Origin of the sequence: Herminiimonas fonticola (assembly GCF_003293745.1) — a bacterium.
GTDB lineage: Bacteria > Pseudomonadota > Gammaproteobacteria > Burkholderiales > Burkholderiaceae_D > Oxalicibacterium > Oxalicibacterium fonticola.
Window position 1 is genome coordinate 658,182 of the sequence record NZ_PTLZ01000001.1, and the last position, 13,990, is coordinate 672,171.

At 52.0% G+C, this 13,990-nt stretch carries 14 protein-coding genes and 1 tRNA gene; 5 read left to right on the top strand and 10 right to left on the bottom strand.

Going from position 1 to position 13,990, the window contains the following annotated elements:
• Nucleotides 1-29 precede the first annotated feature (29 nt).
• The 4 genes from Hfont_RS03340 (at nucleotide 30) to Hfont_RS03355 (ending at nucleotide 3,194) form a co-directional block, all read left to right on the top strand.
• Nucleotides 30-1,352, top strand: coding sequence for a M16 family metallopeptidase (locus tag Hfont_RS03340; RefSeq protein ID WP_112990794.1), 1,323 nt, complete (start codon nucleotides 30-32; stop codon nucleotides 1,350-1,352).
• Between the two features lie 118 nt (nucleotides 1,353-1,470).
• Nucleotides 1,471-2,136, top strand: a complete 666-nt coding sequence (rsmD, locus tag Hfont_RS03345) for a 16S rRNA (guanine(966)-N(2))-methyltransferase RsmD (protein WP_112990795.1) — start codon at nucleotides 1,471-1,473, stop codon at nucleotides 2,134-2,136.
• A gap of 147 nt (nucleotides 2,137-2,283) precedes the next feature.
• Complete coding sequence (coaD, locus tag Hfont_RS03350) at nucleotides 2,284-2,775, top strand: pantetheine-phosphate adenylyltransferase (protein ID WP_112990796.1); 492 nt, start codon at nucleotides 2,284-2,286, stop codon at nucleotides 2,773-2,775.
• 155 nt (nucleotides 2,776-2,930) lie between these two features.
• Nucleotides 2,931-3,194 carry a YfhL family 4Fe-4S dicluster ferredoxin gene (locus Hfont_RS03355; protein ID WP_112990797.1) on the top strand — a complete coding sequence of 88 codons (264 nt, stop codon included), beginning with the start codon at nucleotides 2,931-2,933 and terminating at the stop codon, nucleotides 3,192-3,194.
• Nucleotides 3,195-3,276: 82 nt separating this feature from the next.
• Here Hfont_RS03355 and Hfont_RS03360 read toward each other — a convergent pair whose 3' ends face one another.
• From Hfont_RS03360 to Hfont_RS03405, 10 genes are all read right to left on the bottom strand, one after another.
• The gene (locus Hfont_RS03360) at nucleotides 3,277-4,365 is read right to left on the bottom strand and encodes a DUF484 family protein (protein WP_112990798.1); all 1,089 of its coding nucleotides are present in this window, start codon (nucleotides 4,363-4,365) and stop codon (nucleotides 3,277-3,279) included.
• 175 nt (nucleotides 4,366-4,540) lie between these two features.
• Nucleotides 4,541-5,392 carry an MOSC domain-containing protein gene (locus Hfont_RS03365; RefSeq protein ID WP_112990799.1) on the bottom strand — a complete coding sequence of 284 codons (852 nt, stop codon included), beginning with the start codon at nucleotides 5,390-5,392 and terminating at the stop codon, nucleotides 4,541-4,543.
• A gap of 141 nt (nucleotides 5,393-5,533) precedes the next feature.
• Nucleotides 5,534-6,625 carry a redox-regulated ATPase YchF gene (ychF, locus tag Hfont_RS03370; protein ID WP_112990800.1) on the bottom strand — a complete coding sequence of 364 codons (1,092 nt, stop codon included), beginning with the start codon at nucleotides 6,623-6,625 and terminating at the stop codon, nucleotides 5,534-5,536.
• Between the two features lie 158 nt (nucleotides 6,626-6,783).
• Complete coding sequence (gene pth, locus Hfont_RS03375; protein ID WP_112990801.1) at nucleotides 6,784-7,374, bottom strand: aminoacyl-tRNA hydrolase; 591 nt, start codon at nucleotides 7,372-7,374, stop codon at nucleotides 6,784-6,786.
• 124 nt (nucleotides 7,375-7,498) lie between these two features.
• Complete coding sequence (locus Hfont_RS03380) at nucleotides 7,499-8,137, bottom strand: 50S ribosomal protein L25/general stress protein Ctc (protein ID WP_112990802.1); 639 nt, start codon at nucleotides 8,135-8,137, stop codon at nucleotides 7,499-7,501.
• Between the two features lie 174 nt (nucleotides 8,138-8,311).
• A complete protein-coding gene (locus Hfont_RS03385; protein WP_112990803.1) occupies nucleotides 8,312-9,265 on the bottom strand; it encodes a ribose-phosphate pyrophosphokinase in 954 nt (317 codons plus the stop codon).
• 110 nt (nucleotides 9,266-9,375) lie between these two features.
• Nucleotides 9,376-9,452, bottom strand: a tRNA-Gln gene (locus tag Hfont_RS03390).
• Between the two features lie 72 nt (nucleotides 9,453-9,524).
• Nucleotides 9,525-10,388 carry a 4-(cytidine 5'-diphospho)-2-C-methyl-D-erythritol kinase gene (ispE, locus tag Hfont_RS03395; RefSeq protein ID WP_112990804.1) on the bottom strand — a complete coding sequence of 288 codons (864 nt, stop codon included), beginning with the start codon at nucleotides 10,386-10,388 and terminating at the stop codon, nucleotides 9,525-9,527.
• Nucleotides 10,389-10,437: 49 nt separating this feature from the next.
• Entirely contained in the window at nucleotides 10,438-11,049 is a 612-nt protein-coding gene (gene lolB / locus Hfont_RS03400; RefSeq protein WP_241522994.1) for a lipoprotein insertase outer membrane protein LolB, read from the bottom strand.
• A gap of 139 nt (nucleotides 11,050-11,188) precedes the next feature.
• Nucleotides 11,189-12,997, bottom strand: a complete 1,809-nt coding sequence (locus Hfont_RS03405; protein WP_112991680.1) for a tetratricopeptide repeat protein — start codon at nucleotides 12,995-12,997, stop codon at nucleotides 11,189-11,191.
• A gap of 111 nt (nucleotides 12,998-13,108) precedes the next feature.
• Here Hfont_RS03405 and mutM point away from each other — a divergent pair, with 111 nt between their 5' ends.
• Nucleotides 13,109-13,930 carry a bifunctional DNA-formamidopyrimidine glycosylase/DNA-(apurinic or apyrimidinic site) lyase gene (mutM, locus tag Hfont_RS03410; protein WP_112990806.1) on the top strand — a complete coding sequence of 274 codons (822 nt, stop codon included), beginning with the start codon at nucleotides 13,109-13,111 and terminating at the stop codon, nucleotides 13,928-13,930.
• Nucleotides 13,931-13,990 lie beyond the last annotated feature (60 nt).

Below are 13,990 nucleotides of genomic sequence, written 5' to 3' on the forward strand. Positions count from 1 at the left end.
AAAACCAATAAAGTATTTCTGGAGTCCCCATGTTCAAAACGATAGTCGGCCTAGTCTTGTGTGCCGCATGCAGTATTTCTCACGCTGCATTACAGATTCAATCCTGGAACTTGCCGAATGGTGCGCGCGTACTGTTTGTCGAAAATCACACAATTCCGATTCTCGATCTCAGCGTCGATTTCGATGCGGGTTCTAGGCGTGATCCTGCCGGTAAGTCTGGCGTGGCTGCATTGACCAGCGCGATGCTGGCACGCGGCATACGCGCGGTACCAGCGTCGAATGAGCCGGCACTGACAGAGGCGCAAATCTCCGATGCGTTTGCGGATACTGCCGCGCTGCGTGGCGCCCGACTCGACGATGATCGCTCCGGTGTGACCTTGCGCACGCTGGTATCCGAGCGGGAGATTGCCGTGCCGTTGGTAGGACGTTTGCTGGCTGAACCCAGCTTTCCGCAAGATTTTTTGTCCCGCGATAAAGCACGCACGATTGCCTCCATCAAGGAAGGTTTGACGCAGCCGGAAGCGATTGCCGACAAGGCTTTTTCGCGTCTGCTGTATGGCGACCATCCGTATGGGCAGCAACTGACAGTGGAATCGGTAACTGCGATTACGCGCGACGATTTGCTGGCTTTTCATGCGACGCATTACGTAGCCAATCGTGCAGTGGTCGCGCTGATCGGTGATGTCACTCGCGAGCAGGCTGACAAAATTGCGCAGGAACTAACCCGACGCTTGCCGCAAGGCGCGGCTTTACCGGCTCTGCCTGCAGTGCCGGTCGCCAAAGGTAGGGAGGAGCGCATTCCCCATCAAGCCACGCAAGCACATATTCTGATCGGCATGCCGGCGATGGCGCGCCATGATCCGGATCATTTTGCTTTAACCGTGGGGAACTATGTATTGGGCGGTGGTGGTTTTGCTTCACGCTTGATGCAACAGGTACGTGAAAAGCGCGGCCTGACGTATGGCGTCAGCAGCTACTTCAATCCGATGGCGCAGGCCGGGCCTTTCCAGATTGGTTTGCAAACCAAGAAAGAGCAGGCCAACGAAGCATTGAAAGTGACGCGCGATACCGTTGCTGAGTTTTTGCGCGATGGCCCGACGCCAGTAGAATTGAAAGCAGCCAAGGATAATCTGATCGGTGGTTTTTCCCTGCGCATCGATAGTAATAAAAAGATACTGGAGAATATTGCCGCGATCGGTTTTTACCAGTTGCCGCTGGATTATCTGGATACATGGACTGCAAAGGTCGCTGCGGTAACGGCGGCTCAGGTCAAGGATGCCTTCAATCGCAAGCTGCAAATGGATAAATTATCAACGGTCGTGGTGGGCGCAGATACCGCAACTGATAAGTAAGTATGGGCAGATAGATAGTCGCCACGCTGGCTTGCATGGGTTGTAGCCATTACAATCCATGCTGCGCACACTTTCCAGCGCGTGGTTTCAATCTCACAGCTCCCTTGCATCGTCACTCATGTCCAAAAAGATACGTAACAAACCTCCCAAGCCTGCCGCCAAACGCCCGCCGCGTCCCGTCATGACGCATCAGGTGCGTATCATAGGCGGGCAATGGAAGCGCACACCGTTGACGGTCATCGATGCCGAAGGTTTGCGGCCTACACCGGATCGCGTGCGTGAAACCGTATTCAACTGGATCAACCATTTGATCGACGGCAATTGGAGCACGCTTAAATGTCTGGATCTGTTTGCCGGTACCGGTGTGCTGGGTTTTGAGGCGGCCAGCCGTGGTGCCGAACAAGTAGTGATGGTGGAAATGCATACGCCGGCAGTACGACAACTCGAAGCCACCAGGGGAAAACTGCGCGCAGAGCAAGTCAGTATCGTGCGCGGCGACGCTTTGTCTGCCGTGCAAGGTTTGCAAGCGCGTGGCGCGAGCGGGCAGTTCAAACTGATTTTTCTTGATCCGCCTTATCTGCAAGACTGGCTCGCCAAAATATTGCCTGCCTGTGCGCCTTTGCTGGCGAACGACGGCTTGATTTATGTCGAATCCGAAACTTCTCTGGATGTAGCGACGCCACCGGATTGGTTGCAAGGCTGGGAAGTCGTGCGTGCCGATAATGCCGGCTTGGTTTTTTACCATCTTTTGCAAGCGAAAAAACTGCCTGAACTTCAGGCATAATGCGCTTTCAGTTATTTGCGGTGCCCATAGTGTCGTGCTGCGCTATGCCGGAACAAAAAGCAAAACGCTCACATTGCCCCTTCAACCGGCGCATGCGCCGCGTGCTTTTTCCGCCAGCTGACACTTAGCCACCATACGGGAGCCATCATGGTCACAGCCATTTATCCAGGAACATTCGATCCACTGACACGTGGGCACGAAGACCTGGTACGTCGCGCATCAGGTTTGTTCGACAAGTTGATCGTCGGCGTTGCCGACAGCAAGAACAAAAAACCATTCTTTTCGCTGGAAGAACGCCTGACCATTTCCAACGAAGTGCTGGGTCATTACCCCAATGTGCATGTCGAAAGTTTTTCCGGTTTGTTGAAAGATTTCGTGCGTCGTCACGATGCACGTGTGATCGTGCGCGGCTTGCGTGCGGTCTCCGATTTCGAATATGAATTCCAGATGGCCGGCATGAATCGCTATTTGTTGCCTGACGTCGAAACGCTGTTCCTGACCCCTTCCGATCAGTATCAATTCATCTCTGGTACGATAGTTCGTGAAATTGCTGCGCTGGGCGGCGATGTATCGAAGTTTGTTTTTCCTTCAGTCGATAAATGGCTGAAAGAAAAAATCTCTGCACAAGGGCAGGGATAAGCTGGAACCGGAGCTGTCATGGCATTGCTGATCACGGACACGTTGCACGGGATTTCACAAGGCATGGCCTTGTGCCGGTCAGCGCAGCAAGCGCCTGCAAGCGCTTGCTGTATTCGTTCTGATGCCGCTTATTTGTTTGTTCAGAGAGATACATCATGGCTCTGCTGATCACGGACGAATGTATCAATTGCGACGTATGCGAGCCGGAGTGCCCGAACGATGCGATTTACATGGGACAGGAAATCTACGAGATAGATCCGACCAAATGTACCGAGTGCGTTGGTCATTTCGATGAACCGCAATGTCAGCAAGTTTGTCCTGTCGAATGCATACCCTTTAATCCTGCCTGGCGTGAAAGCAAGGAAGAACTGCAAGCCAAATACGAGCGACTGCAGACTGAACTCAAAGCCGTGTCATAAATTCAGCAGTAGCAATAAAAAAGGACCAGTGATTGGTCCTTTTTTATTGCGTATTCATTTTAATTTGAATCTGCACCAGGAACTACTCCGCGCTCACAACTTTGTTTCTGCCACCTTGCTTGGCTAGGTACAAAGCCTGATCTGCTTTTGCCAAAAATTGTTGCGCTGCTGCTGCGGTTTCTTCCTTGCGGCCTATGGCCTTGAGGTTGGAGACACCGATAGAAACGGTCACGCGCAAATTCTCGCCTGTCGTCAGTGCAATCGGTATGTTGCATACGCTTGCGCGTATGCGCTCGGCGACTACCACGGCGGCATCCAGCGACGCATCGATCAGCAAGACGACAAATTCCTCACCACCGAAACGGCCCAGCGCATCGCTCAAGCGTAACTCGGCCTTGATGCGTGCTGCAACTTCGCGCAGTACTTCGTCGCCGCCTTGATGGCCGTAGTTGTCATTCACCTTCTTGAAAAAATCCAGATCGATATACATGGCCGACAGCGAGTAACCATGACGCTGCGTGCGGCCGACTTCTTCCAGCAATCGCCGCTCTACATAGCGGCGATTATTGACGCCGGTCAGCGGATCGGTCAGGCCGATATGTTGCAGACGCTCGTTGTTGATGACGTTTTCTACGCAAATTGCGACTATGGATGCGCGGTGCTGTAAAAAATCACTCGCCATGCCGGAGGTAAAACGTTCTTGGTCGAGACTGCCCAGACTGAGCCAGCCTATCAGCGCATTGCGGCGTATCAGCGGCAGTATGGCGACGCTGTTTGGTTTTAATACCGTATCGGGAAAAAGACGACGGTGCTGCATCGTGCTGTACGGGCCGATAGATGGCTTGCGTGCCGGATGGGTGATTTCATCAACGCCTTGTTCAATGAAAATCAGATTCGGATAATCGCTAACATCAATCCGCAGATCGGTCAGGATGCGGCGAATTTCTGCATCCGGATCGATTAGCGACAGCGTGACGACATCCAGTTCCGATGCTTCGGTGAGCGTATCGAAAACGCTGTCGATCAATTCCTGGAAGGTGTTCGAGCTGATGAATTTCAGGTCGAATTCCTGGTAGCGCTGCATGATTTGCTGATTGCGATGCGCCTGTTCCAGCAGCAGTTTCAACTGATTGCGTAACTGCGAATTTTCAGTAGTCAGCGTGTTCGTCATGGACGTCAGATCAAAACTGCAATGGCCGCGGGCGTCGCGATGGGTAAGTGCTGCATACTACGCTGATGCTTGCTGTATAGCAATTTTTGTGCGAAGTTAAGATCGCTTTAATCTCAATTCAAGTGCGAAAAGCTGAAGATGATTTGTTGTGCGATAAATGCAGGTATCAGTCAACTCAGAAATCCAATTCCACTTCAACCGTTTGCCCCACGCGTATTACTTGCCCTTCGCCACTCAGTAGTATGGTGTTCATGCCAAACGTGATGCGGCTATCCAACTTGTCGTTGGTGCGATACGTTTGCAGAATATCCAATGGATCGGGACCGAACTCACCAGTGGCTTGATCGATGGAAGGGATAGGGCAGCGTGGCGATGGTTTTACCGGCTTTAGCTGAGCATCACCGATTGTGTAGAGCGTCGCAAAATCTTCTTCAAATGCTGGAATGTCGCTGAATACCAGATTCGGACGGAAGCGGTTCATAGGCAAAGTACTGCGTCCTTGCGCCACCAGTTTTTCATTCAAATCTTCCAGCGAACCAGTGCCTATCACCAGCATAGGGAAGCCATCCGAGAACAGCGTGGGAGCATCGAGTTCTTTCGTCCATTCCTTGCTCGCGATTCTTTGTGCGTTCGGATGAAAGCGTACCAATCTGCAAGGCGTGCCCAATGCATTCGAGAACCACAGCGCAGTTGTATCGTCGCAATCGTAGGCATCGACTTCATCGTCCCAAACTTGTACGCGTATGATTTTTTCATCTGTCGGATCGGGTAGATCCAATGGGATTTCAAAGCGCAGCATGCCGGGCGAACGCAATTCCAGTGTGTCGGCCTTGATGCGTGCTTCGATCAAAGCCATCTTTGGAAATTCGCGTTGTGTCAGTGCCTGTCCATTTTCATCGACTATCATCCATTCGCGGTCATAGATATGCTGGCTCATCAAACCGGCTGGCGTCAGCGTGGCCTCGCGCAAGGAAATGCCTGCGCAGGATTTGATTGGATACAGATTGAGTTCGGTCAGGATAGCCATGGGCGCTTGGAGTTATCTAGAAAATTGCCGCTGGTTTCAAAACATTGAAAGCAGCGGCAATGCAGGATCAAATCGGTCGTTTTATACCGGACTTATACCCTTGTTCATCTCGGGTTTTGAACTGCTGTTTATACCGGGTTTTCAAACATTAAACAGGAAGTTCAATACGTCGCCATCCTTGACGACATATTCCTTGCCTTCTGCGCGCATCTTGCCGGCTTCTTTTGCACCGTTCTCGCCTTTGTAGGTGATGTAATCTTCATACGCAATGGTTTGCGCACGGATGAAGCCGCGTTCGAAATCGGTGTGGATCACGCCTGCAGCTTGTGGGCCGGTATCGCCGACATGGATGGTCCACGCGCGTACTTCTTTTACGCCAGCGGTGAAATAGCTTTGCAGACCGAGCAATTTGAAACCGGCACGAATCAAACGATCGAGCCCCGGTTCTTCCATGCCCATGTCGGCCAGAAATTCTTTTTTATCTGCGTCATCCAGTTCGGCGATTTCGGATTCGATGGCAGCGCAGATAGCAACGACAGGTGCGTTTTGTGATTTGGCGTAGGCAGTCAATTGATCCAGCAAAGGATTGTTGGTGAAGCCGGAGTCAGACACGTTGCCGACGTACATCGCAGGTTTGGCAGTGATCAGGCACAGCGGCTTGATCAATTCCATTTCTTCCTTGTCCAGACCCATCGCACGTACCGGTTTTGCTTCGTCCAGATGCGGCATGATGCGTTCGAGCAGCGCGACCAGTTTGGATGCGTCCTTGTCGCCTGAGCGTGCTTTTTTGTTTTCGCGATGTATCGCTTTTTCAACCGTGCCCATGTCGGCCAGTGCAAGTTCGGTCTGGATCACTTCGATATCGTCCAGCGGATTGATCTTGCCGGCGACGTGGATCACGTTGTCGTCTTCAAAGCAGCGCACAACGTTGACGATGGCATCGGTTTCGCGGATGTGCGCGAGGAACTGATTGCCCAGGCCTTCGCCTTTGGATGCGCCTGCAACGAGGCCTGCGATATCGACGAACTCGACAGTCGCTGGCAGGATGCGTTCAGGCTTGACGATTTCAGCCAATGCTTGCAAACGTGGATCCGGCACTTCGACCATGCCGACGTTAGGCTCGATCGTGCAGAACGGATAGTTCTCAGCAGGGATGCCGGCTTTCGTGAGTGCATTGAAGAGGGTGGATTTGCCGACGTTAGGCAGGCCGACGATGCCGCATTTGAGACTCATGATGTTGTGCTTTGCTGAGAGATGAATTAACCCGCTATTTTACCGTAGCGAGCGGGGTCTGCCGCGTTTGGCGGGCGACTACTTGCAACCGGGGCTAATTGAGTGGAGTTTTGAGATGAATATTGCTATTCATCTTGCTAACAATTGCCGGCTGCTGCTTATTTTTCGACCGTGTGCAATTTCATCGCTGCTGCATTGAAGTTGCCTTCGCACAGCAGTGGAATGATGGACAGGCTTTTGGCAATCGCTTCATCGATCAGCGGTTGTTCTTCCTTGCGTGGTCTATGCAAAACAAAATCGACAACAGCTTGCTGCAAATTCATTGTGCGCGGATGGCCTATGCCTATACGCAGACGCCAATAATCCTGCGTGCCGAGTGCTGCGGTAATGTCTTTCAAACCATTATGTCCGCCGGATGAACCGCCTTTTTTCAACTTGGCGACGCCTGGTGGAATATCGAGTTCGTCATGCGCGACCAGAATTTCGTCCGGCAGGATTTTATAGAAACGTGCCAGTGCACCTACCGATTGGCCGGAGCGATTCATGAAGGTTTGCGGTTCCAGCAACCAGACTTCCTGTCCGGCGATAGCTGTTTTTGCGACGAGTGCATGGTACTTGGATTCACGCGACAGATGGCAGCGCGGCGTATTGCGCGCCAATTCATCGACTAGCCAGAAGCCGGCATTGTGACGGGTTTGCTCGTATTCCTGACCGGGATTGCCGAGACCGACGATAAGGCGAATAGGCATGGCGTTATGAAAATTGGAAAACCTGATTATCGGGGATGAAGTCGGCTTGTGTTCGCCTGCATCATAAAAAAACCCGCCACGAAGGCGGGTTCTTCAATTGCCGGGCAAGCCGGCAATCATGCGATTACTTCTTGTCAGCAGGTGCTGCAGGTGCCGCGGCAGGTGCTGCAGCAGCAGGCGCTGCAGCTTCTTCAACTTTACCTGCAGGGATTGCAGCAGTAGCGATCGTTGGGTTGTCTTCACCACCGTGGATAACTGCGGAAACGCCTTTTGGCAATTTGATGTCAGCCAAGTGGATCGAGTGACCCGCTTCCAGTTTTGCCAGATCAACTTCGACGAATTCTGGCAAATCAGCTGGCAAGCAAGTGATGTCCAATTCAACTGCAACGTGGCTGATGACCGCGCTGGACAATTTGACTGCTGGCGAAATTTCAGCGTTCACGAAGTGCAGTGGCACTTTAACGTGAATTTTTTGCTTGGCATCAACGCGTTGGAAATCAGCGTGCAAAACGAGTTGTTTGTATGCGTGGACTTGGAAGTCGCGCAACAATACTTTTTCAGTTTTACCATCGACTTCGAGGTCAAGGATAGACGAGTGGAACGCTTCTTTTTTCAATGCATGGTACAGCGCGTTGTGGTCGAGAGAAATGTTGACCGGTGCAGCTGTGCCACCATAAACGATGCCAGGTGTGAGGCCTGCAATGCGCTGGCGGCGGCTCGCTCCGGTCCCCAGATCATTACGTGCAAATGCGACTACTTTCATGATGAACTCCAAATAGGCAGAATGAAAAACATCCTGCGGTTAAATCCCCCGCGACCAGGGGATTTGAAAAGTGGCGTAGCAAATAAATCAACTACACCGGATTTCGGATAGCGGAGAGTAAAGCTTCGCCGACATCCTTGCCTGTACCCGAAAGTACAGGGTTCAACGTTCTTATTATGCGTCCGCGAACAAGGACATCACGGAATCGCCAGTGCTGATGCGCTTGAATGTTTCTGCGAGCAAAGGCGCGCAAGTCAGTACACGGATCTTAGGACATGCACGTGCAGCATCGTTCAGTGGAATCGTATCGGTGACGACCAACTCGTCCAATGGCGAATTAGTGATGCGCTCGATTGCAGGACCCGACAAGACTGGATGCGTACAGTAGGCGATGACTTTCTTCGCGCCACGTTCTTTCAATACTTCGGCTGCTTTTGTCAGCGTGCCGGCGGTATCGACCATGTCATCCATGATCACGCAGTTACGGCCTTCGACTTCACCGATGATGTTCATGACTTCCGACACGTTCGCTTTAGGGCGACGTTTGTCGATGATGGCGAGATCGCAATTCAGGCGTTTTGCCAATGCACGGGCGCGGACCACGCCGCCTACGTCAGGCGAAACGACCAGCAGGTCGTCGTAATTCTTTGCTACCAGATCGCTCAACAAAATCGGCGATGCGTAAATATTATCGACCGGAATATCGAAGAAACCTTGAATTTGATCTGCATGCAGATCCATGATCAAGACGCGTTCGACGCCGGATTCTTGCAACATGTTGGCGACGACTTTTGCTGAAATCGCAACACGTGCTGAACGTGGGCGGCGATCTTGACGTGCATAACCGTAGTAAGGAATCGCAGCGGTGATACGGCCAGCCGATGCGCGTTTCAGTGCATCGACCATCAACATGATTTCCATCAGATTGTCATTGGTCGGTGCACAAGTCGATTGCAATACGAATACGTCTTTACCGCGGACGTTTTCGTTAATCTCAACAACGATCTCGCCGTCGGAGAATTTGGAAACTACAGCTTTACCAAGCGGAAGGCCAAGATGCTTGGCAACTCCCAAAGCCAGATCCGGATTTGCGTTGCCGGTAAAAACCATCAGGTTTTCGAGTGCCATGGAAATTCCCGCTACAAAGTTGAGTGACAGTAAAAAGCTGGAAAGCCGCCAAAGCCTGACGGTGACGTCTTGCGTTGGCGGCTATTGTTTTTTCTTGCTATAGATATGAATGGCAGGGGAAGAAGGATTCGAACCTTCGAATGCTGGAATCAAAATCCAGTGCCTTAACCAACTTGGCGATTCCCCTACGCAACCTTTGTGTCTTTCGCATTATCTTCGCTAGCTTAGCGGCGGATACTGCGAACTACGAATTCTGACTTTACGACTTCAGCAAATAAGCGAGCGGATGATGCGTGATCGCTTTGGCTTTCCAGGCTTTCCATTGCAGCGGTACTGTTGCCAGTACTGCATCGACTTGTTGTTCTTCCTTGAAGGGACAAAACACACAAGCGCCGGAACCTGTCATTCTTGCATCGCCATATTGCTGCAGCCATTTTATGGCGTCGGCTATCGGCGGAAACAAGTTTGCAGCCACGACTTGCAGGTCGTTTTTGCCGAAGCTTTCTTGAGCTCCGGAAAAGTCCGATATTTTGACGGGTTTCGTATCCCTTGTCAATTCTGTTGAAGAAAATATCTGCTGCGTAGGAACCGATACTCCCGGCTCGATCACGAGGAACCAGGATTCCGGCGTTTTTACGGCTACTAAAGCCTCGCCTATGCCCTCGGCAAATGCATTCTGCCCGAATAGAAAAAACGGTACATCCGCACCCAATTGCAGACCGAGCGCCATTAATTCGGAGCGCGTCAGGCCGGTTTGCCACAGATGGTTGAGTGCTAGCAGCGTGCTTGCTGCATCAGAGGAGCCGCCGCCCAAGCCACCGCCCATGGGCAGATTTTTTTCAATGGAGATCTCCGCGCCTGCGACCTTGCCTTGTTTTTTTGCTTCTGCTTGCAATAAGCGTGCGGCGCGCACGATCAGGTCACTTTCGGCCGGCACACCTGTCAGTTCGGTGCTGCGATGAATAACATCGTCGTCACGCACTGTGAAGTGCAGCACATCGCCTTTGTCGATCAGCTGAAATACGCTTTGCAGCAGATGATAGCCATCCGCCCGTCGTCCTGTGACGTGCAAAAAAAGATTCAGCTTGGCCGGTGCCGGACAGTTCTTGAGTGTGCGATCCATATTCTTGTGCGTATTGAGCGCTTCTGTATCTATAGAAAAAAAGCGCGCTTTATTGTGACTGCCATTTATCGAGCACGATGCGGATCATGACTTTGCCGGCTTGTTCGGTTTGGCGCGTCAGATCTATACGTTTCGGGCGACTTTGTGGTGGTGTCTGATTATCGTCTCCCCAGCTCATGTATTGAATGTTCCAGCCGTCGCGCGTCAGGACATTCGTATTCGAGGATGTGGCAATAAAAGTTTTGTTGTTTGCATCGGTCGCAAATCCTTGCAACCAATTACGCAAGCCGGAAACTGGCAAAGGCCAGCCGAGTGCCTGTTCTGCCAGCGTATCGACATCCATGGCGCTACGTTGCGCCTGACCCGATTGCGTCAATGTGGCAATGCCCGGTTTGACGTCTATGGTGGCGAGGATTTGCCCCAGCGGCGACAGGATGGTGATGGTGCTGCGGTCTTTGCTTTGCCTCCAGGTAAAGCTGACGTGTATCGCTTCATCCTGTTCATTTTTTTGATATTGCACAGACATGCGTCCATCCAGTTCCAGCACATCTATATAAGTACGCTGGCTTGCGTTCTGCTCGATGTTGTCGGGTGGCGTAATCGTGGCGCAAGCGCTCAGCAACAGGGAGCAGAATGCAATTGAACTGACAATTTTTCGCATGAGCGTTTTGGTATTTTGTTGATGCATCGAGCAATCGATTGTAAACGAGTGCTTGCGGAGATGGTCATGCGAGGAATGAATTCGGGATTTGAGGACGGCTGTATGCAAATCCCGAATTTATGTGCGGCTAAGCCTAAGATTAAAGCTTGATGCGGAGGCGTGCCACAGTGCTTTTCAGTATATCGTTCTGCGGATCTTTTTTGTTTGCATCGCGCAGTAGTTGCTGTGCTGCTTCCTTCTCACCTTTGACCCACAATACTTCACCAAGATGCACGCCAATTTCCACATCGGGACGAATTGCATAGGCGCGACGGAGAAAGTCTTCCGCTTCCTGCAATTTGCCCAGTCGGAAATAGATCCAGCCCATGCTATCCATGATGAATGGATCTTCCGGGGCCAGCTTCGATGCCTTGTCGATCAGCGTGTACGCTTCCTGTAAATGGATATTGCGTTCGGCGAATGAATAGCCGAGTGCGTTATATGCATGTTGATTGCTAGGCGCGAGTTTGATGATTTTACGTAATGCGGTTTCCATCAAGTCGAAGCGATTGGCTTTTTCTGTCAACATCGCATAGTCGTACAGCAGACCGGTATCTTCAGGAAAATGCTGCAGGCCTTTGCTTAGTATGGCGATCGCTTCCGGAAGACGATTTGCATCGCGCAGCAATTGCGCATCGGCCACCATGATTTGAATCTGTTCGCGCTGGCCTTCAGGTTTCAAATGGCTAAGCAGATTGCGTGCGCCGCTCAAGTCGCCAGTGTTGGCCATGATCTGCGCGCTTCTAACTTGTGCCTCAAGGTAAGCCGGGCCGGGTTCGACTTGCGCCAGCCATTTGAGCGCGGCAGGGAAATCCTTGCGATCTTCGGCAATCTGCGAAAGGATCAGCAAGGCTTGTACCGGGTCGCGTTCGTCGTCAGGATTGGCTTCCAGTTCCTTCAGATAGGCGCTTAGATATTTCTCTGCGGTTTCTCTATCGTTCATTTGCGCGCCCAGAATTCCCATCGCATACATGATGGTCAGATCCTTGGGTTGGTCCTTGAGCAGGATTTCGAATTGCTTGCGCGCTTCATCATATTGTTTGTCGTCGATCAGGATTTTTGCGTAGGCGATGCGGACGTCGCGCGCTTTTGGATAGTTTTTCAGGAATTCAGTCAGCGTCTGCAATGTTTCTTCACGACTGCTTGTGGATTGCGCCAACATCAAGACGGCGATTTCCAGATCGGGTTTGATGGCGAGTGCCTTGCCTGCCTCGGTACGTGCACGCGCCAGATCGCCTTTTGCGTATGCTGCTTGCGCCAGTGCAATGTGGGTTTCCACCAAGCCTTGATAAGGCGCAGTCAATTCTTCCTGCAAGGTAAATGCGGCGTTCTTGTCTTTGGTGCGGCCCAGCAGGCGTTGAATTTGCAGGATCAGCAAACCGCGCGCCTGTGGTGTGACTTCCTGCAGGCGTTCCACGAAAATAGGTTTGGCTTCAGTCAGGTTCTCGCCCAATACAACCAGGCCCAGATAAAACTGGTTGGCTTCATCCGAGTGCGGTGCCAGTTCGCGCCACAGCCTGACGGCAGATAGCGCTTCGCCAGTTTTCTTGGCGCTCAAGGCAATTTCTGCAGCGCGACGTGCGAGGCGAGAATCGCGCGTTTCCTGCGCTGCGACCAGCATCGTCACATAGGCCAGTTGCCAATCGCCGCGTTGATACGCCAGTTCGGCACGCAACAGCTTGAAGAGCAAATCATCCGATAAATCCAGGGTAGGCAAAGGATCTTCTTGCGCGTCGTCGACCGCTTTCTTGGCAGTATTATTGTTGCTTGGAGCAGAAGATTTCTGGCCTTCTTTCGCAATCAATTGCGAAGGCTGTGGCGTTTTTTCGGGTGCTAATGGCTGAGCTTGCAGGTTGGCGCCGGCAGATAACAGGGCGGACAGCGTTACAATAACGAGAGCATTTTTCAATTGAAGTCCAAGCAAATCGAGCAGGTTTTTATTCTACGCTTAACCGTTGCCTAATGTGCGGTGAGGCACCGATGAATGCCATGCGCGAGTCACCAGGAAGTAGTTGTCGTCATGCCTGAATTACCTGAAGTTGAAGTAACACGCCGCGGGGTCGCACCGCATCTGGAAGGGAAAATCGTTACGGCGGTTGAGTTGCGGCGTAGCGGTTTGCGCTGGCCGTTCCCGGCTGACCTGTCGCAAACGCTGGCTGGTCGTACGGTGCGCAGTACCGGCAGGCGCGGTAAATATCTGTTGATTCATTTTGATCATGGCACCTTGATCATTCATCTCGGCATGTCCGGGCATATTCGGATATTGCAAGCGGGCATACCGCCGCAAAAGCATGATCACTTCGACATGTCAGTTGGCAATCAGGTACTGCGTCTGACAGATCCGCGTCGTTTCGGTGCGGTCTTGTGGCATGCGGCAGAAGATGGCGCAGTCGACAATCACTTATTGTTGCGCGCCTTGGGCGTAGAGCCGCTGGAAGACTTGTTCAGTGCCGAATGGTTGTATAAGCAAACACGCGGCCGCAGCGCAGCGATCAAGCAAGTGTTGCTGGCGGGAGACATTGTGGTCGGCGTTGGAAATATTTATGCGTCGGAAAGTTTGTTCCAGGCGCGTATCAATCCTAAGACGCCCGCGCATCGAATCGGCTTGCAGCGCTATGAACGCCTGGCGCAGGCTATACGAGGAATTCTGGCTGCTGCTATCGAGCAGGGCGGCAGTACGCTGAAGGATTTTATAGGCGTCAACGGCCAATCCGGATACTTTCAGCAAAACTACTTTGCCTATGCGCGGGCTGGAGAACCTTGCCGTATTTGCAATGCGACTATCAAACAAATCGTGCAAGGTCAGCGCTCGACCTTTTACTGTCCAAATTGTCAAAAGTGAAGACAGATGCTAGTGTCGCTTTGTGGAATGCAGTCTCCAAGACGCGCTTGGCATAACAAC

Bases quoted from the DNA above. Each gene is read 5' to 3' on its own strand.
- Hfont_RS03340 (WP_112990794.1), top strand. From the start codon at position 30: ATGTTCAAAACGATAGTCGGCCTAGTCTTGTGTGCCGCATGCAGTATT.
- rsmD (WP_112990795.1), top strand. From the start codon at position 1,471: ATGTCCAAAAAGATACGTAACAAACCTCCCAAGCCTGCCGCCAAACGC.
- coaD (WP_112990796.1), top strand. From the start codon at position 2,284: ATGGTCACAGCCATTTATCCAGGAACATTCGATCCACTGACACGTGGG.
- Hfont_RS03355 (WP_112990797.1), top strand. From the start codon at position 2,931: ATGGCTCTGCTGATCACGGACGAATGTATCAATTGCGACGTATGCGAG.
- Hfont_RS03360 (WP_112990798.1), bottom strand. From the start codon at position 4,365: ATGACGAACACGCTGACTACTGAAAATTCGCAGTTACGCAATCAGTTG.
- Hfont_RS03365 (WP_112990799.1), bottom strand. From the start codon at position 5,392: ATGGCTATCCTGACCGAACTCAATCTGTATCCAATCAAATCCTGCGCA.
- ychF (WP_112990800.1), bottom strand. From the start codon at position 6,625: ATGAGTCTCAAATGCGGCATCGTCGGCCTGCCTAACGTCGGCAAATCC.
- pth (WP_112990801.1), bottom strand. From the start codon at position 7,374: ATGCCTATTCGCCTTATCGTCGGTCTCGGCAATCCCGGTCAGGAATAC.
- Hfont_RS03380 (WP_112990802.1), bottom strand. From the start codon at position 8,137: ATGAAAGTAGTCGCATTTGCACGTAATGATCTGGGGACCGGAGCGAGC.
- Hfont_RS03385 (WP_112990803.1), bottom strand. From the start codon at position 9,265: ATGGCACTCGAAAACCTGATGGTTTTTACCGGCAACGCAAATCCGGAT.
- ispE (WP_112990804.1), bottom strand. From the start codon at position 10,388: ATGGATCGCACACTCAAGAACTGTCCGGCACCGGCCAAGCTGAATCTT.
- lolB (WP_241522994.1), bottom strand. From the start codon at position 11,049: ATGCGAAAAATTGTCAGTTCAATTGCATTCTGCTCCCTGTTGCTGAGC.
- mutM (WP_112990806.1), top strand. From the start codon at position 13,109: ATGCCTGAATTACCTGAAGTTGAAGTAACACGCCGCGGGGTCGCACCG.